Raw genomic sequence first — 18,312 nt, forward strand, 5'->3', positions numbered from 1 at the left:
GCGACCGGGGGTCGGCGCGGCGCAAGGAAGAACGTTACGGCCAGATCGCCTGCAGCATCGCCGCCAGGTTGTAGCCGCCCTTGATCAGCTGGGTCTTGGCGATCTCGGAGCTCGGCACCGGATAGTTCTGCGGCACTTCCAGCGCGAAGGTGTAATAGGTCTCGCCCTTCTTGCTGGTCTGCGGCGTCAGCTTGCCCGGCACCACATCCTTGTAGGCCAGCTTGGCCGACACCAGGCCATCCTCGACCCACTGCACCGGCCAGGTCGACACGTCGCCCTGCGCTTTTTTCAGCTGCGGTTGGCTGGCAACCGCGACGTCGGCGAACTGCTCCGGCGTGCGGGTCTTGATGCGGCGGAAAGCGTAGTCGACCGTGGTAGTGTCCCAGTAGGAATGGAACGGCTTGGTCAGCGCCGCCGGCACGCCTTCCTTGACGACGATTGGCTCCCCTAGAGGGATCACGCCAGCGGTCAGGACAGCCAGACGCTCGTTATCCAGCAGCAGGTTGTTGCCGCCGCGCGAATCGAAGACCAGGGTCTCGTCGATCTCGGCGCGGTTCTTCGGCACCACGAACTTGCCGTCCTTGGAAACAAAAGCCGAACCCACGTGCAGCGGCTGGTGGATGTCGCCGGCGAAGTGGGCCAGCAGGATCAGGGCCTGGCGCTTGGTGAACTTGTGCGGGTTCAGGGCGGGGTCGGTCTTGCCTTGCAGGACGGCGATGCACTGCTCCAGCGTCTGCACGATGTCGACCTCGCTCGTGCCCACGCCATGCTCATGGTAGTGGTCCAGCTGGAACGGCACATTGGTGTAGTGGTATTCGCTGTGGCGCGGATTGCCGGCCACGTACTCGACCATCTCGGGCGTCTGCGGGCCGCAGAAAGTGCCCTTGACGCAGTCGGCCCAGTTGGCCATCGACGCCAGCGATTCGCCCGGCAGCAGGAGCTGCGCGATTTCCTTTTGCGCGTTGCTGCCCTTGAGCAGGCGGTCGGCGATGGCGCCGATGGCGCGGTGGCCGTCGCGGCCCCAGGCGGCGGCGTCGGGCGCGGCCACCGATGCGAAGACGCCGGTCAGCGCCAGCACGCATGCGAGTTTTTTCATGGTGATTCCTTGTTCGATACAGTGCTGCGGGGTTACTTGATCTTCTGAATGCGTGGTGCAGCCGGCGCCATCGCGCCCTGCCCTTCGATCTTCTTCAGATAGGCGATGAAGCCGTCCAGGTCGCGCAGGCCGGTGTCGACGCGCGCCGTGCCCTTGCCGAACTCCGGATAACCGTCGCTGCCTTCGGCCAGGAAATTATTGGTGGCGATGCGGTAAGTGGCGCCGTCCTGCATCTCCTTGCCGTTCAGCTTCAGGCTGCCCGGCACCAGGCGGCTGCCCGCCGGACGCTTCGGGTCCCAGGCATAGCTGAAGCCCTCGGAAATCTGCAGCACCGACGAATTCGAATCGACGCCGTCGGCCCACTGGCGTTCCAGCAGGGCGCGGATCTGGGCGCCGGTCAGGTCCATCACGACCGTCGTGTTGCCGAACGGGAGCACCACCTGGACCTGGCCGAAGGCGACCGTGCCGTCCGGGCCGGCCTCGAGGTCGCGGCGAATGCCGCCATTGTTCATGAAGGCCAGTTGCGCGCCCATGTCACGGACCGAATCGAGCGCCGCATCGGCGATCATATTGCCCAGCACCGACTCGCCGGCATCGTTGGTCTTGCGCAGCACGGGCGCTCCGGCCACCTTGGCGATCGGGCGGGTCAAGGCTTCCTTGCTGCGCTCCTTCACCTGCGCGACGAAAGCCGTCATCTTCGGATCCGCCGGATACTCGCCCGGCTTCATCACCACATTCTTGACGACCAGGTTGCTGACCGCCCCGGTCTTCGGCTCGACCTGCATCGACACGCGGGTGAGCAGGTGGCCGGCGGTGTCGGCCTGGGTCACGGTGCGGCCATCGACGTCGCACAGATAGCCCTGGTGCGAGTGGCCGGTCAGCACCAGCTTGACCGACGGGTCGATCTTTTTCACCACGTCGACGATGTCGCCCTTGAGCTGCGAGCAGCCGGCCTGCAGCGGCGACTCCACCGTGCGGCCGCCCTGGTGCACCAGCGCCACGATGACCTGCGCGCCGGCGGCGCGCATGGCCGGCAGCGCGGCATTGATCGCCTCGGCCTCGTCGCCGAACCGCAGGCCGGCCACGCCGGAGGCCACCACCATGTTCGGCGTGTCCTTCAGCACCACGCCGACCAGGCCGACCTTGATGCCCTTGACGTCCTCGATCCTGAAGCCCGGGATGACCGGCTTGCCGGTGGCCGAGTCGATCACATTGGCGCCGAGGTAGGTGAACCTGGCGCCGCCGAAGTTCGGGGTGAACTTGCAGGCCTTGGTCGGATGCGGCGAATCGCAGCCGCCGTTCTGCTGGCGCAGCAGTTCCTTGCGGCCGCCGTCGAATTCATGGTTGCCGACCGCGCTGGCGCGCAGGTTCAGCATGTTCATCACTTCGATGGTCGGCTCGTCGGCCCACAGCGACGACAGCGCCGGGCTGGCGCCGACGATGTCGCCGGTCGAGACCAGCAGCAGGTCCTTGTCTTCCTTGCGCCAGGCCTGCAGGGCCGCCGCCACCGCTTCGGCGCCGCCGGCGCGCATGACTTCTTCCTTGCCATCCGCATGCTTGAGGACGTAGCGGCTCGGCTCGAGGTTGCCGTGGAAGTCGTTCAGCGATACGAGATTGAGGGTCACCGGGCCCTGGGGCGCGCTGACGCAGCCGGCCAGCAGCAGCGCCATGGTGAGGGTGGAAAGAGTGGCGCATGCGCGGCGCGTAACGATCATGGAAACACCTTTAGTGGATGCGGACCGGCGCGAACGGCGGGTCCGGAAAAAACCGGGTTCGAGCGAACTCGACAGCCAACATTATCCCACGCGGCTTGCGTGCAGGAAATCCTTACGGTTGCTGGGCTGCGCATTTTTTAACGAAAAAACGGCCGGTGTTTCCACCGGCCGTTCTTGACTAGCTCATGCTACGAATTCAGCGTGCTTAGAATTCGTACTTGAGGGTTGCCTGGATCGCCCACTGCGACTCGCCCTTCGACTGCTTCAGGTCTTGACGCTCGACGTCGTTACGCACGACGTAGATGTAACGGCCTTGTGCATCAGTACCAGCGAAGTCGACGAAGCTGCGCGCCTGGCCACCGGCCGACTGGAACGCGACTTCTTCGGTACGGCCCCACTTCTTGTTCAGCAGATTGCCGAAGTTCATGAAGTCGAGGGTGAAGGTCGCCTTGTTGCGCTTGAACAGGCCTGGAATTTCCTGGCTGATGCGCAGGTCGAAGGTGTTGACCCATTCCGAAGTGCTGTTGTTACGCTTCACGACACCACCGGCGGCGCCATGCAGGCCCTTGTTGGCGTTGACGACGTCCCAAAAACGCTGCTCGTTCGCGTGGTTGGTTGCGGTGTCGCCGTAGAACACGACTTCGCCGGAACCGAACGCGGTCGGGATGTACATCAGGTCGTTGCCGGCCAGGTTGTCGCCGTTCATGTCGTTGTTGAACGTCCAGCTGTATGGACGGCCTTCACGACCTTCATAGAAGATGCCGAAACGGGTGTTGTAGTTGTCGAAGAACTTCTTCTGGAAGTTCAGCAACGCGTTCACACGGTTCTTGATGGCGTAGCTCGAGGTCGCGGCGACTTCTTCGTTCGGGTTGAACACCGAACGGCCGTTGAAGTTCGAGTTCGAGACCGACGAGGTCAGCGGCGAGACTTCGGTCGCATCGGTGTAGGTGTACGACACCGACCAGCCGAGGCCCTTCTGCATTGGCTGCGACAGCGACATGGTGATCACTTTCGCGTCGCCCTTGTCGGTATCGCGCGCCACCAGCACGTTGTTGTAGCTGCGGTTGCTCAGTGCGCGGTTGGTTGCGCCGCTGTTGCTGATCAGGGTCGCTGCATTGTTCGACACGCCGTAGCTAGCCTGGTTCAGGCCGGCTGCATTCCAGAACAGCTGACGGCCATCGGCGGCGCCGATCGCGGTCGGTGCGCCCAGGTTCAGGTGCTCGTAATAGATGGCGTGCTTGTTCTTGGTGTACAGCAGCTCACCACCGAACACGAGACCGCCCCATGGCAGTTCGGTATCGAAGGCCAGGTTGGTCTTCCAGATCGCCGGCTGGCGGAAGCCCGGATCCAGGAAGTCGACGTTTGCGGCAGGCACGGCGCCCGACACGGTCGGCTGGTTGTCCGGATCCGTGCTGATCAGGCCACCGGTGGTCGGGCAACGGGTTGCGCCGACGCCCGAGCAGCTGATGGTCGCGGCGGCGACGCCCGGATTCGAGAACGGGTTCGACATCCAGACGGCAGCGGCCGCGCCCTGGAACAGGCCGAAACCGCCGCGCAGCTGGGTCGGACGCGGCGACTTGTCGAAGCGGTAGTTGAAGCCGAAACGCGGCTGGATCAGGTCGGTGCCGTCGATGGTCCGGGTGTTGTCCAGACCGAAGCCGCCCGACTGGCGCGCGCCGGTTGCCGGGTTGCCAGCAACCATCGGCTGAGCCGCGGCGGCGTTGTACAGCGGACGGTTGCCGATGTCGTTACGGTCGTAACGAACGCCGTAGGTCAGGGTCAGCTGGTCGTTGACGGCCCAGGTATCCTGCAGGAACAGACCGGTGTTCTTGGTCTCGAACTGGGCGATCGCGTCTTCGATCGATGCGCCAGGCAGGGCGCGCTGCACGCTGTAGCTCAGCGGACGGCCGCGACGGAAGTTCTCGAGCACGGCGGCTTCGACCTGCGCGTTGGTCGCGCGGGCGCAGCTCGGCAGGGCGCCGAAGCTGTAGAAGTTCGGGTCGGCCGAATCCAGGCAGGCGAAGGTGTATTCGCCGAACACGCCTTGCAGGAAGGCGTTGTAGATCTTGGTCTTGGTATGGTCGGCGCCGAATTTCAGCTCGTGGTCGCCCACGATCCAGTTGGCGCCGGCGTACAGGTCGGTGGTCTTGTTGCCCAGCACGTTGTTGTGACGGCTACGCTCGGTACCGAAGTTCAGGAAGCGGTTGCCGCTGGACAGGCCGGCCGGCGCGCCGTCCGGCAGTGCGCCGGAGAACTGCAGGGCCATCGATGGCGTACGGGTTGCGTTGACCGGAGCCGAATCGTAGTCGCGGGTCGAGTACTTGAACTCGGTCGAGAAGTTCGGGGTCCAGTCCGAGAACACCTGGGCGACGACGGTCTCGATTTCCTTGCCCTGGTTGTAGAAGCTCGACGACAGGCCGACACCAGTGTTCGAGAAGCCCGGGAAGAACGGCTCGCCCTGGGTGGTCTTGGCGTAGCGCAGGTTGGCGCGGTGGTCGTCGGTGATGTTCCAGTCGAACTTCACCATGCGCTCTTTCGAGGTCAGCATGGCGCCGGTCGGGACGGCCGGAGTGCCGATGTCGAGGCCGTAGCCCTGGGCGATCTGCTGCGCGCCGGCGATGGCCGACTGAGTGATGCCGACGGTGGTGCCGGCGCCGGAACCGATCGGTCCGAAGTCGGGGCTCGAACGCGAGCTCTCGAAGTTTTCGGCCAGGGCGAAGATGAACAGCTTGTCCTGGATCAGCGGACCCGATGCCCAGATACCCTTGGTGGTTTCCTTCGACTTCGGCGGTTCGCTGTATTTGTCGGTGACCACGTCGTAGCGGTCGCCAGCCATGGTGTCGTTGCGGAACACGTAGTAGACACCACCCTTGTAGGTGTTGGTGCCCGACTTGGTCACGGCGTTGATGTTGGCGCCGGTGTAGCCTTTCTGGGTCACGTCGTAGTTGGCGACGTTGACCTGCACCGACTGGATCGCTTCGATCGAGATCGGCTGGCGCGCGGTCGGGCTGCCGTTCGATTCCAGGCCGAAGGTGTCGTTGATCGCGACGCCGTCGATGGTCATCGAGTTGTAGCGCGAGTTCTGGCCGGCGACCGAGATTTCGCCGCGGTCCTTGTCGGTCTGCGACACGCGCGGGTCGGCGCGGGCGTAGTCCTGCAGGTTGCGGTTGATCGACGCCTGGGTCTGCAGCTGGGTGTTGCTGATCGAGGTGCCCGCGCCCATGTTGTTGCTCGAGAAGACTTCCGAACGAACAGCCGAGCCGGCCACGGTCACGGTCTGGATGCCGACGGTCGCGTCGACGGTCGCGGTCTGCGCCAGCTCGACGAAGACGTCGTTGCGCGTCTCGGTGACGCCATCCTTGGTGATGGTAATGGTGTAAGGACCACCCACGCGCAGGCCGCGCGCGGTGTAGCGGCCTTCCGCGTCAGTGACGACATTGCTGACAGAACCCGACTCGACGTGCAGGATCTGCACTTGTGCGCCGGCAGCTGGTGCGCCGGCAGCGTTCGAGATACGGCCACCGATGGCGGACGTGGTGTTCTGTGCAAACGACGGCGACGCCGCCAGTGCAACCGACAAAGCCAGCGCCAATTTGGTGAGCCGGATCTGTTGTTGAGTGATCATTGATTACCCCAAAAAGAACTTCAATTTATTGTTGGACGCCCGGGCGGACGCCCTCCCCTACGATTTACTGCTTGAATTTTTTGCTTGGTGCGGCAGCGCTTCAGCCGGCAAGCGGCTGCGATTGTATCGTTACAATGTTTCAACAACGTGACGCGGTGAAGTGATGTAATACAGCGGAATTCCGCCAATATGCATGAGCTTTGAACAAGCCGACAAATTCGTTTTGGCTTGGCTATTCAGAGCTTTTGCGTATAAATCACCGGGTAAGTGTTGTCTGTACACGACATAATCGGAGTGCTTCCGACCGAAATGTGACAAGGCGGGATTATATGTGCGGCGTTCTCCCGCGGAATCTTTTTGATAAAAATTCCGTGGAAGTGCGCGGGGAACGAAGATTTTTGTAGCGAGAAGGCGACATAAGTTAATTTTGCATTAACTTATTACCAAAAAGTTACCGGAGAAATGTGACACGCTGGCGGTCCGGCGGGCGCCGGACCGCGGATGTCACACTTTATTTGGCGCGAACGGCCGCGGCGTCCAGCGCCGCGATCTTTGCTTCGAATTCCGTGTAACGTTGGTCCAGCTGGCGGGTCAGTCGTTGCTTTTCCGCCACGGGCAGGAAGGCATAGCGAATGCTGTTATAGGAAGCCTTCTTCACTTCCGCATAGCTCGGCTTGAACTGGCTGGCGAACTGCACGTACTCATGCGACAGCGTGTGGCGGGTCACGCCGGCATCGTCGGTCGAGATCACGTAGGGCACGCCATATTTGCGGTACAGGTTGAGCGGGTGGTTCGTGGTCGACACGCCGCTGATGAAGGAATTCGAGGTCAGGTTGATCTCGACCGGGATGTCCTTTTCGCGCATGGTCTTCATGATGCCCGGAGCATTCGCCTCGTGCGCCAGGTCCAGGCCGTGGCCGATGCGGTCGGCGCCCGCCACTGCCAGCGCCTGGTCGATGTGGAACTTCAGGCCTTCCGGCGGTACGTCGCCCAGCGCCAGTTCGCCCGCATGCATCGCCACCTTCACGTTCGGATAGACCGACTTCAGGAAGCGGAACATCTTCATGTGAAGGGTGTAGTCGCGCATCGAGACGTGGGTGCTTTCCTGGCCCACGATGTTCAGGCCGACGATGCGCCCACCCTTGGCTGCCGCCTTGAAGCTCGACACCATGGCCGAGAACACCTGCGACGGGTTCAACAGGCGCAGCGTGTAGTTCTGGTAGCGCATGGTGAAGCGCTCGTCGTCGATGCCTTCGGAGGCGGCATGGATCTGCTGGACGAAGTCGTCGATCGACTTGTTGAAGGCGGCGTCCTTATCCAGCGCAGCCAGTTTCGCGCGCAAGGCGCTGTCGAGCGCCTTGTCGTCGTTCACATTGGTCCAGGCCTGGCTGTCGAAATCGGGGTTGGCGATGAAGGGCGACAGCAGGAACATCGTTTCGATGTAACCCACGTTTTCCGCGATCGCGCGCTGCTTGATCTCTTGCAGGCCGTCACGCAGGTTGTCGTTGGCCACCGGGCCGAAGTAGCCGAAGGTCTGGAAGAAGCGCTGGTCGGGCGCCGGCTGCAGGTTGGTGTGGTTGTAGAAATCCTTGTTCGACCAGCGCTTGGCCACTTCGCGCCAGGTGTCTTCGTCGGCCCGCACCTCGGCGCCCGACTTGCAGGTGCGCTGCGCGGCCGGCCGCGCGAGTTCACGCGCCACCACGGCCTTGTCGGTCTCGATGCGGTAGGTCTGCGTGTTGATGCAGAAGCCCTGCTTGTCGACGAATTCGGTATAGGTCTCGGCATACACCGAACCCGAATAATGGTGGTGCAGGTCGCCACCCTTCGGCATCTGCGTGAAGAACATCGTCAGCTCGGACAGCTTCGGCTGCTCGCCCGCGATCAGGCCCGCATAGTGGCGCGCGGTGGCCGCTTCATTGGCGTTGGCGGCGGGCTCCTTGGCCCAGGCCGGGGCGCCGGCCACGGCCAGCGCCAGCAGCGCGCTGCCGGTCAATGTCTTGTGCATGATGTGCTTTCTGGGTGAATATTGAATCGCGCCACTCTAACTGCTTCGTTCACCATTGGCAATATTGTGAGATCAACGCACGTGCACTTGGCGTCCACCAGAATAGGTGGCGGCAACCGTACGGTCATCTCCCAGCAGCGCCAGCGCGAACAGCAGTTCCTCCAGCGAGTTGCAATGATTCGTCCTGCGCGCCAGCAGCGGCGTCGCCTCACGGTCGAGCACCACGAAGTCGGCTTCCAGGCCGGGCTGGAAGCTGCCGATCGTGTCTTCCAGGCGCATGCTGCGCGCCGCGCCCAGGGTGGCGAGATAGAACATGCGCAGCGCCGGCAGGTAGCTGCCTTTCAGGCGCGCCACCTTGTAGGCTTCGTTCATGGTCTGCAGCATCGAGAACGAGGTGCCGGCGCCGACGTCGGTGCCCAGCGAGAGCAGCGCGCGCGCGCTGTCGGCGCGTTCGAAGTCGAACAGGCCGCTGCCCAGGAACAGGTTCGAGGTCGGGCACACGGCGGCCGCCGACCCGGTGGCGGCCATGCGCGCGAAGTCCTCGTCGTCGAGCCAGATGCAGTGGCCGAACAGCGCGCGCGGACGCATCAGGCCGAAGCGCTCGTACACGTCGAGGTAGCTGCGCGCCTGCGGGAACAGCTCGCTCACCCACTTGCACTCGTCCCTGTTTTCCGAGACGTGGGTCTGGATGAAGGTGTCCGGATGGCGCGCCGCCAGCTCGCCGGTCAGGCGCAGCTGGACGTCGGTCGAAGTCGGGGCGAAGCGCGGCGTGATCGCGTACAGCGACCGTCCCCGCTTGTGCCATTTATTGATCAGGTCTTCGCTCTGGCCCAGGTCGCCCTCGAGGTCGCGCAGGAAGTCCGGGCAATTGCGGTCCATCAGCACCTTGCCGGCCACCATGCGCAGGTTGCGCGCCTCGCTGGCCTCGAAGAAAGCGTCGACCGATTGCGGATGCACGGTGCAGTACACCACGGCGGTGGTGGTGCCGCAGCGCAGCAGCTCGTCCAGGAAGAACTCGGCAGTGGCGCGCGCATGCGCCGGGTCCTCGAAGCGGCGCTCGCTCGGGAAGGTGTAGGTCTCCAGCCATGGCAGCAGGCCGGGCGACGGCGAGGCGATCATGTCGGTCTGCGGGTAATGCAGGTGGGTGTCGATGAAGCCGGGGGCGATCACCTTGCCGCGGTAGTCGACCGGCTCCAGTCCGGGCGGCAAAGTGGAGACCAGCGCGGCATGGTCGCCCCCGGCCTTGACCTTGCCATCTTCAATGACCAGCAGGCCGTCTTCGTGCCACAGCGCGGCCTGGTCGTCGAAGGCCGGGTCGGCGCGAAAGTGCAGCAAGCTCGCACGGTAGGCTTGCAGATTGGGTGATGCGGTGGACATTACGAGAGTTCCGGTTGTTCTTCAGGGTGGTGAGCTGCTTCCCATACGGACAGCAGCTGGGCCGCGACGGAGGCGGCGATCACGGCCGGGGCCTTGCCGTCGATGCCAGGCAGGCCGACCGGGCACACCATATCATCGATGCGCTTGGCATCGACGCCTCGTTCGCGCAGGCGCGCCTCGAACTGGCTGCGTTTGGTACTCGATCCTATCAGGCCGAACCAATCCTTGCAGGAATCACTGCGTGATCGAGAGAGAATTGCGTGGCACAGGCGCAGGTCCAGCGCGTGGCTATGGGTCATGACGAGAAAGCTGGTGCCGGGGGCGGCTTTTTCAACCAGGGCTTCCGGGGTGTCGGTTGCTTCCACCGTCACATTGGCGGGAACCTCGGCCGGGAACAGGTCGTCGCGTTCGTCGACCCAGGTGACGCGGCAGGGCAAGGGCGCCAGCGCGCGCACGATGGCGGCGCCGACGTGGCCAGCGCCGAACAGCATCAGGTGGTCGCGTGGGGCAAGAACGGCGTCCAGCAGCCAGCGGCGACCGCCCTCGCCTTCGACGACGCGGGTTTCGAGCGGCCGCGCGAAGGATGGCGTGGCAGTCGCACCGGCGAGATGGCGGCCCGCCTCGTCGAGCACGGCCCATTCGCTGGCGCCGTCGAGGGCAACCAGGCGCCAGGTGTCCTGGTGGCGGCGCGCGCGCAGGATATCCACCTGTTCGACTTCCATGCGCTCGAATGCGAGCCAGGCCACGCCGCCGCAGCACTGGCCCAGGCTCGGGCCCAGCGCGAAGCGTTCGAAGCGGCGCGCCTCGCCCAGCTGCAGCATGAGGCGCGCGATGTCCAGGGCGCGATGCTCGAGGTGGCCGCCGCCGATGGTGCCGTCGAAATCCGCGGCGCGCACCAGCATCTTCGCGCCAGGTTCGCGCGGTACCGAGCCTTTCACGGCCGCCACCGTGACCAGCACGGCGGCCGTGCCTGCGTGCGGGTGAAGCCAGTCGTTCGTCATGCGCGCGCCGCCTCGACGAATGCAACCGCTTTCAGGATCTCTTCCGACGTCGCCGGCGCATTCAGCGGTGGATTGACCTGGTGCCCGCCCACGCTCGAGATGGCGTCGCGGATGGCGAAGAAGACCGAGAACGGCAGCAGCAGCGGCGGCTCGCCGACCGCCTTCGAGCGGTGGATGCTGTCCTCGACGTTGGCGTTGTCGAACAGGCGCACGCGAAAATCCTCGGGACAATCCGAGACGGCCGGGATCTTGTAGGTGGACGGCGCATGCGTCATCAATTTGCCGGCCGGGTTCCACCACAATTCTTCCGTCGTCAGCCAACCCATGCCCTGGATGAAGGCGCCTTCGACCTGGCCGATGTCGATCGCCGGATTGAGCGAGCGGCCGGCGTCGTACAGCGCATCCACGCGCAGCAGTTTCCATTCGCCGGTGAGCGTGTCGACCACGACTTCGGACACCGCCGCGCCATAGGCGAAGTAGGAGAACGGCCGGCCGGTCATCGTCTTCGCGTCCCAATGCAGGCCGGGCGTCGCATAGAAGCCGTCGGACCACAGTTGCACCCGCGCCAGGTAGGCTTTCGCCACCAGTGCCCCGAACGGCAGGGAAAGGCCGGCGACGAACACGGTCCCGGCGGCGAAGCGCACTTCGCTCGCAAGGCCGCCGTATTGCACAGCCGCGAAATCGGCCAGGCGCGCGCGGATCTTGCGCGCCGCATCCTGGGCCGCCTTGCCGTTCAGGTCCGCGCCGGTGGACGCCGCCGTGGCCGAGGTATTGGCGACCTTGGACGTATTCGTCGCGGTGGCGCGCACCCTCGCCAATTCCACGCCCAACTCGTGCGCCACCACCTGCATCACCTTGGTGTTGATGCCCTGTCCCATCTCGGTGCCGCCATGGTTGACCAGGATGGAACCGTCGACGTACACATGCACCAGCGCGCCGGCCTGGTTCAGGTGGGTGACGTTGAAGGCGATGCCGAACTTGAGCGGCGTGAGCGCCAGGCCCTTCTTGAGCACCGGGCTGGCGCGGTTGTACTCGCCGATCGCCGCGCGCCGCGCGCGATAATCGCTGTCGGCTTCGAGCTCGGCCAGCAGCTCGGGGAGCACGTTGTCGACGATCTCCTGGCCGAAGGGCGTGACGTTGCGCTCCGTTTTGCCGTACAAATTCAGGCGCCGGATGTCGAGCGCATCGCGCCCGAGTTCACGCGCGATCTCGTCGATCACGTATTCGATGGCGATCGCGCCCTGCGGTCCGCCGAAGCCGCGAAAGGCCGTGTTCGACTGGGTATTGGTCTTGCCGCAGGCGGCGCGGATCTCGACGTCGGACAGGTAATAGGCGTTGTCGAAGTGGCAGACGGCGCGCGTGGCGACGGGGCCCGACAGGTCGGCCGAGTAGCCGGCCCGGGTGACCATATCGACCTTCGCCGCCAGGATGCGGCCCTCGTCGTCGTAGCCGACCTCGTATTCATAGTGAAAACAGTGGCGCTTGCCGGTGACCAGCATGTCGTCGTCGCGATCGGCGCGCAGCTTGACCGGGCGGCCCGTGCGCACTGCCGCGATCGACGCCGCCGCCGCCCACAGCGCCGACTGCGATTCCTTGCCGCCGAAGCCGCCGCCCATGCGGCGGCACTCGACCGTCACGTGATGCGAGTGCAGTCCCAGCGCATGCGCGACCACGTGCTGCATCTCGCTCGGGTGTTGGGTCGAGCAGTACACCTGCATGCCGCGGTCTTCACCGGGGATCGCATAGGCAACCTGCCCTTCGAGGTAGAACTGTTCCTGGCCGCCCACGTGCAGCTCGCCCTTGACCGTATGCGGCGCGCGCGCAAAGGCCTGGGCCGCATCGCCGCGGGCCAGGCGCATCGGCGGCAGCACGTACGATGCGGCGGCGCGCGCCGCCTGCGGCGTCAGGATGGCCGGCAAGTCGTCGTAGTCGACCACGGCCAGGCGCGCCGCGCGGCGCGCATTGTCATGGCTGTCGGCGACGACGATGAAGATCGGCTGGCCCACATACTGGACCAGGCCATCGGCCAGGATCGGATCGTCGTGGACGATCGGGCCGCAATCGTTCAGGCCGGGAATGTCGGCTGCCGTCAGCACCGCGACCACGCCGCGGCTGGCGCGGACCGGGGCCAGGTCGATCCCTTTGACGCGCGCATGCGCGCGCGCCGACAGGCCGAGGGCCGCGTGCAGGGTGCCGGCGAGTTCGGCGATGTCGTCGGTATAGGTGGCCTGGCCGCGCACGTGCAGCTCGGCGGATTCGTGCTTGCGGGCGCGGCCGACTTCGGCCCAGGCATCCACGCGGTTCAAGCCTGCATCGTTCATGATCAATCCCTCACAGGCTGGCAAAGGCATTGACGGCGCTGGCCGGCAGCGGATTTTCCGGCCGCGTCTCCAGCCAGAACCGGTGCAGCAGGTTCTGCGCGGTGCGCATCCGGTAGCTGCTCGAGGCGCGCGCGTCGCTCAGCGGCGCGTAGTCGCGCGCGAGCGCGGCCATTGCCGCTCGCAGCGTGGCTTCGCTCCAGGCCTGGCCGCGCAGGACGGCTTCGGCTTCGTGCGCGCGCTTCGGCGTGGCCGCCATGCCGCCGAAGGCGATGCGCGCCTCGACGATGACGTCGCCACCCAGCGTCATGGCGAAGGCGGCGCACACCGCCGAAATGTCCTGGTCGAAGCGCTTGGCCAGTTTATAGGTTCGGAAGCGCAGTCCCTCGGCCGGCAGCGGCACGCGCACGGCTTGCACGAACTCGCCCGCGCGCAGGTCTTTCTGCTGGTAGCCCAGATAAAAATCTTCCAGCGCCAGCACGCGGGTGCCCTCGCTGCTGCGCAAGACCACCTGGCTGCCCAGCGCGATCAGCCAGGGCATCGAATCGCCGATCGGCGAACCGTTGGCGACATTGCCGCCCAGGGTACCGGCATTGCGGATCGGGAGCGAAGCGAAGCGCTGCCACAGTTCGGACAGCTCGGCCGGATAGCGCTCGCACAGCGCCGCGTAGGCATCCTGCAGCGAGACGCCGGCGCCGATCTCCAGCATGCCGGCGTCTATGCTCACGGTCTTGAGCGCATCGACCTGGCCCAGGTAGATGACGTCGCCCAGCGTGCGCAACTGCTTGGTGACCCACAGGCCGACGTCGGTCGAACCGGCCAGCAGCACGGCCGTCGGATGCGCGGCGCGCAAGGCCACCAGTTCGTCCAGCGTGCGCGGTACGTGGAAACGCTGGCCATGGGCCGTGTAGCTGAAGCCGTGGCTGCGCTGCAGGCCCCGCAGGCGCTCGGCCAGCTCTGCCTTGTCGAAGGCGACCGGCGGGAGTTCGACCATGCGGCGCGCGGCGTCGATGATGGGACGGTAGCCGGTGCAGCGGCACAGATTGCCGGACAGCGCATCGTCAATCTCGCAACGCGCCGGCACGCGGCCCTCCTGCTTGAGGTACATGCCCCACAGCGACATGGCAAAGCCCGGCGTGCAGAAGCCGCATTGCGAACCGTGGCACTCGACCAGCGCCTGCTGCACCGGATGCAGCTCACCGTCGGCCTGGGCCAGGTCTTCGACCGTGAACAAGGCCTTGCCGTCCAGCGTCGGAGTGAACTGGATGCAGGCGTTGACGGCCTTGAGCGCGAGATGGCCATCTTCCAGCGAACCGACCACCACGGTGCAGGCGCCGCAGTCGCCTTCGGCGCAGCCTTCCTTGGAGCCCGTGCAGCGCAAGTCCTCCCGCAGGTGCTGCAGGATGGTTTGCGTCGGCGGGGCCTCGCGCAGTTCGCGCACCTCGCCACGGAAGAGGAATCGGATCGGTTCTGACATGCCTGTCTCGGAGTGAAACTTTACTGTTCGCCAAGGGCGGAAGGCTACCATCCGGCGGCCGCCCTCATATCATCCAATTCTGATATCAATTATCATCAATTATGAATATCTCCGGCGCGCGCTTTCGCTCGTCATTCCAGATAAGGATGCACCGCTTTCCAGTGATTGGCGATATCGATGCGGCGCGTCACCCAGACGCGGTCATGCCGCATCACGTAGTCGAGGAAGCGCGCCAGCGCCGCCGTCCGCCCGGGCCGCCCCGCCAGGCGGCAGTGCAGGCCGACCGACAGCATCTTGGGCCGGTCCAGGCCGGCGGGGTCGCCTTCCGCGTAGAGCACGTCGAAAGCGTCCTTCAGGTAGTCGAAGAACTGGGTGCCGGAATTGAAGCCCTGGGCCGTGGCGAAGCGCATGTCGTTGGTGTCGAGCGTATACGGCACCACCAGGTGCGGCACGCCGCGCACGGCGCCATCCGGCCCGGCCGCCTCGACCCGCTGCCAGAACGGCAGGTCGTCGCCGTAGTGATCGGCGTCATAGGTAAAGCCGCCATGCTCGACCACTAGGCGGCGCGTGTTGGGCGAGTCGCGTCCCGTGTACCAGCCCTGCGGCGCGGCACCAAGCAGGGAACGCATGATCTCGACGGCTTCCTTCATGTGCGCGCGTTCAAGCGCCTCATCGACGTTTTGATAGGAGATCCAGCGCAGGCCGTGGCAGGCGATCTCGTGTCCCAGTTCGCGAAACGCGGCGACGGCCTCGGGATGGCGCGCGAGCGCCTGCGCCACGCCGAAGACGGTCAGGGGCAGCTGGCGCTCCTCGAACAGCCGCAGCAGGCGCCACAGGCCGGCGCGTGAGCCATATTCGTAGAGCGACTCCATGCTCATATGGCGCGCCGGGAAGGCGCTGGCGCCGACGATCTCGGACAGGAAGGTTTCGGAGGCCGGGTCGCCGTGCAGCACGCAGTTCTCGGCGCCCTCTTCGTAGTTCAGGACGAACTGCAGGGCGATGCGCGCACCGTCGGGCCAGCGCGCATGCGGCGGATTGCGGCCGTAGCCGGCCAGGTCGCGTGGATAGGCAGTGTCCATGGCAGCGCTCGCAAGATGAGAACGCTCCGATGATATATTGCAGGGAACACAACGGCATATCCGGCCGCGCATAATTGAGCTCAGCGGCGGAGTATAGCCCGGGTGTCCTCGTCGCGCCCCGTGACGAAATCGACGAAGGCGCGCGTCGCGGCCAGCATGCTGCGCTGGCGCGGATAGTAGAGATGGAACCCGGCGAATGGCGGGGTCCATTCATCCAGCAGCGCCACCAGGTGCCCCGACCGGACCAGGTCGTCGACCCGCGGCTCGGCCGACATAGCGATGCCCACCCCTTCGAGGGCCGCGTTCAGCCCCACCGCACGGTCGTTGACCACCAGCGGTCCGCGCACGGCGACGTCGATGCGCTCGCCCGCTTTTTCGTATTCCCACTTGTAGAACCCGTCCCTGCCCGACTGACGCCAGTTGATGCAGGCGTGTTGCAACAGGTCGCGCGGGTGGACGGGAATCTGCCTGCCCTCCAGGTAGGACGGCGCCGCCACCGTCTTCTGGCGCATCGGTGGCCCTAGGGCTATCGCAACCATGTCGACGTCGAGCAGCTCGCCAAGGCGGATGCCGAGATCGAAACCATGCTCGACGATGTCGATGATCGCATCCTCGATGGTCAGGTCGAGGATGACCTCTGGATAACGCATATGAAATTGCGCCAGCACCGGTTCGATGAACATGCGAAAGGCGATGCGCGGCACGTACAGCCGGATGGTGCCGGTGGGCCGTTCGCGGTGCGCATTCACGCTTTCCAGCGCGGCTTCCAGGCTGGACAGCGCGGGCCGCAGCTGCGCGTACAGCCTGGCGCCGGCGTCGGTTGACGCGACGCTACGGGTGGTGCGGTTGAGCAACTGGACGCCCAGGCGCTCCTCGAGCTGGCGCAGGATCTGGCTGACGGCCGACGGCGACACCCCTAGTTCGCGCGCTGCCCGTGCGAAACTGCCGAGCCGGCAGATCGCCTCGAAGACTCGCAGGTCGTGGAATTCGGAACCGCGCATGACACCTCCAGATTATGCATTTATTGCTTCACAGTCCATTCAGTATATCGGCCATTCACTTCACAGTCATGAACGCCTAAGCTTGGTCATCAAGCCTGCCGACCAAGCTCGGCAATCCAAATACTGGAGGACGCGATGGAACTTGAATTGAAAGGAAAAGTTGCAGTGGTTACGGGTGCAGCCGGCGATATCGGCAGGGCCACCGTGGCGGCTCTGCTGGCCGAGGGCGCCTTCGTGGTTGCGGAAGACCTGCGTTCCGACGTCGGTGAGATGGCCTGCGCGCAAGTGGCGACGCTGTGCGGCGACGCCTCGGATCCCGGCACCCCACAAGCCGCCATCGACCTGGCACTCGCCCGCTTCGGGCGCCTGGACATCCTGGTGAACAATGCGGGGCGCACGCTGAACCGCGCCGCCGTCGATACCGGCTTCGAGGAATGGCAAGCGATCCTGACCGTGAATGCCGGCTCGTGCTTCCTGCATGCGCGCGCGGCGCTGCCACATCTGCTTGCCCGGCGCGAGGGCGCCATCGTCAACGTCAGTTCGATCAGCGGCGCAGTGGCAATGCCGGGGCTGGCCGCTTATTCGGCGTCGAAGGGCGCCATCGACCAGCTGACGCGCGTACTGGCGGCGGAAGCGGGCGACGCCGGGGTCCGCGTCAACGCAGTGGCGCCCGGCGTGGTCGAAACAGCCTTCCTTGGCGGCGCACCGGAACAAAGCCGCGCCACCCTGGCCGGCTTCGGCGACGCTCATCTGCTCGGCCGGGTCGCGCAGCCGCGCGAAATCGCCGACGTCATCGTCTGGCTCGCATCGAGCCGGGCCAGCTTCATCACCGGCGCCGTCATCATGGCCGACGGCGGCTACACCGCCATCTGAAAGGAGAAAACATGAAACGCATTGCCATCATCGGCGCTGAACGCGGACTCGGCTTGGGCCTGTCCGAAGAACTGCTGCGGCGCGGCTGGCACGTGACCGCGACGGCGCGTGCCATGAACGACACCGGAGACCTGCAGCGGCTCGGACAGGCATTCCCGGACCGGCTGGCGCTGGGCACGGTCGACGTGACCGATGCCGCCCAAGGGCGCGCATTCGCGCGGCAACTGGCGCAAGGCGGTCTGCCGCTGGACGCCGTGTTCATGGTGGCCGGCATCTGGGGAGCGCTGCATCAGTCCATGCCTGATGCCAGCGAGCAGGAATGGACCGAGGTCTTCCACACGAACACGGTCGGCCCCTTCCGCCTGGCCAGATGGCTGCTGTCCTGCCTGGCGCCACGCGGCACGGTTGCCTTCATGAGTTCGCACCGCGCCAGCATCGCCGGCAACGTCGAAGGCGGCATGGAGCTGTACCGGGCCAGCAAGGCCGCCCTGAACATGCTCAGCCGCGGGCTGTACACGGAACTGGCGCCGGAGGGCGGTAGCGTGCTGAACATCCACCCAGGCTGGGTCGCGACCGCGATGGGCACGCTGGACGGCACCGTGCAGGCCGAGATCGACGTCGCGACCAGCGTGCGTGGGGTCGCCGACCAGCTGGAGCTGGCAATGGGTTCCGGCGAGCACCGCTACCTGGACTATCGGGGCGAGCCTCTGCCGTGGTAGCAGGCATCCGCCTTCGCCCACCCTTG

General features: G+C 65.3%; 12 protein-coding genes. 2 read left to right on the forward strand and 10 right to left on the reverse strand.

The annotated features are described in order from the left end of the window. Positions 1 to 34: 34 nt before the first annotated feature. The 10 genes from J3U95_RS00530 to J3U95_RS00575 form a co-directional block, all read right to left on the reverse strand. On the reverse strand, positions 35 to 1,096 hold the full coding sequence (locus J3U95_RS00530) for a S1/P1 nuclease (protein WP_208276772.1): 1,062 nt from the start codon (positions 1,094 to 1,096) through the stop codon (positions 35 to 37). 32 nt (positions 1,097 to 1,128) lie between these two features. Continuing rightward, the gene (locus J3U95_RS00535; RefSeq protein WP_208276773.1) at positions 1,129 to 2,811 is read right to left on the reverse strand and encodes a bifunctional metallophosphatase/5'-nucleotidase; all 1,683 of its coding nucleotides are present in this window, start codon (positions 2,809 to 2,811) and stop codon (positions 1,129 to 1,131) included. A gap of 205 nt (positions 2,812 to 3,016) precedes the next feature. Beyond that, positions 3,017 to 6,436, reverse strand: a complete 3,420-nt coding sequence (locus J3U95_RS00540) for a TonB-dependent receptor (protein WP_208276774.1) — start codon at positions 6,434 to 6,436, stop codon at positions 3,017 to 3,019. A gap of 511 nt (positions 6,437 to 6,947) precedes the next feature. Then, a complete protein-coding gene (locus J3U95_RS00545; RefSeq protein ID WP_208276775.1) occupies positions 6,948 to 8,441 on the reverse strand; it encodes an adenosine deaminase family protein in 1,494 nt (497 codons plus the stop codon). 72 nt (positions 8,442 to 8,513) lie between these two features. After that, a complete protein-coding gene (gene guaD, locus J3U95_RS00550) occupies positions 8,514 to 9,818 on the reverse strand; it encodes a guanine deaminase (protein WP_208276776.1) in 1,305 nt (434 codons plus the stop codon). Further along, positions 9,818 to 10,819, reverse strand: a complete 1,002-nt coding sequence (gene xdhC, locus J3U95_RS00555) for a xanthine dehydrogenase accessory protein XdhC (protein ID WP_208276777.1) — start codon at positions 10,817 to 10,819, stop codon at positions 9,818 to 9,820. The genes guaD and xdhC overlap by 1 nt, the downstream gene beginning before the upstream one ends. Beyond that, positions 10,816 to 13,140 (reverse strand): xanthine dehydrogenase molybdopterin binding subunit, encoded by a 2,325-nt coding sequence (xdhB, locus tag J3U95_RS00560; RefSeq protein ID WP_208276778.1) that lies wholly within the window; start codon positions 13,138 to 13,140, stop codon positions 10,816 to 10,818. Before xdhB ends, xdhC begins: the two co-directional genes overlap by 4 nt. A 10-nt stretch (positions 13,141 to 13,150) precedes the next feature. Beyond that, a complete protein-coding gene (gene xdhA / locus J3U95_RS00565) occupies positions 13,151 to 14,614 on the reverse strand; it encodes a xanthine dehydrogenase small subunit (protein ID WP_208276779.1) in 1,464 nt (487 codons plus the stop codon). Between the two features lie 131 nt (positions 14,615 to 14,745). Further along, positions 14,746 to 15,693 carry an allantoinase PuuE gene (gene puuE / locus J3U95_RS00570; RefSeq protein ID WP_208276780.1) on the reverse strand — a complete coding sequence of 316 codons (948 nt, stop codon included), beginning with the start codon at positions 15,691 to 15,693 and terminating at the stop codon, positions 14,746 to 14,748. Between the two features lie 80 nt (positions 15,694 to 15,773). Further along, positions 15,774 to 16,694, reverse strand: coding sequence for a LysR family transcriptional regulator (locus J3U95_RS00575; RefSeq protein WP_208276781.1), 921 nt, complete (start codon positions 16,692 to 16,694; stop codon positions 15,774 to 15,776). Positions 16,695 to 16,859: 165 nt separating this feature from the next. Between J3U95_RS00575 and J3U95_RS00580 the strand changes: the two genes are divergently transcribed. Further along, positions 16,860 to 17,567, forward strand: a complete 708-nt coding sequence (locus J3U95_RS00580; protein ID WP_370662034.1) for an SDR family NAD(P)-dependent oxidoreductase — start codon at positions 16,860 to 16,862, stop codon at positions 17,565 to 17,567. Between the two features lie 11 nt (positions 17,568 to 17,578). Further along, the gene (locus tag J3U95_RS00585) at positions 17,579 to 18,286 is read left to right on the forward strand and encodes an SDR family NAD(P)-dependent oxidoreductase (protein WP_208276783.1); all 708 of its coding nucleotides are present in this window, start codon (positions 17,579 to 17,581) and stop codon (positions 18,284 to 18,286) included. The last annotated feature ends 26 nt before the right edge of the window (positions 18,287 to 18,312 follow it).

Origin of the sequence: Massilia oculi, assembly GCF_017582745.1 — a bacterium.
Lineage (GTDB): Bacteria > Pseudomonadota > Gammaproteobacteria > Burkholderiales > Burkholderiaceae_D > Telluria > Telluria oculi_A.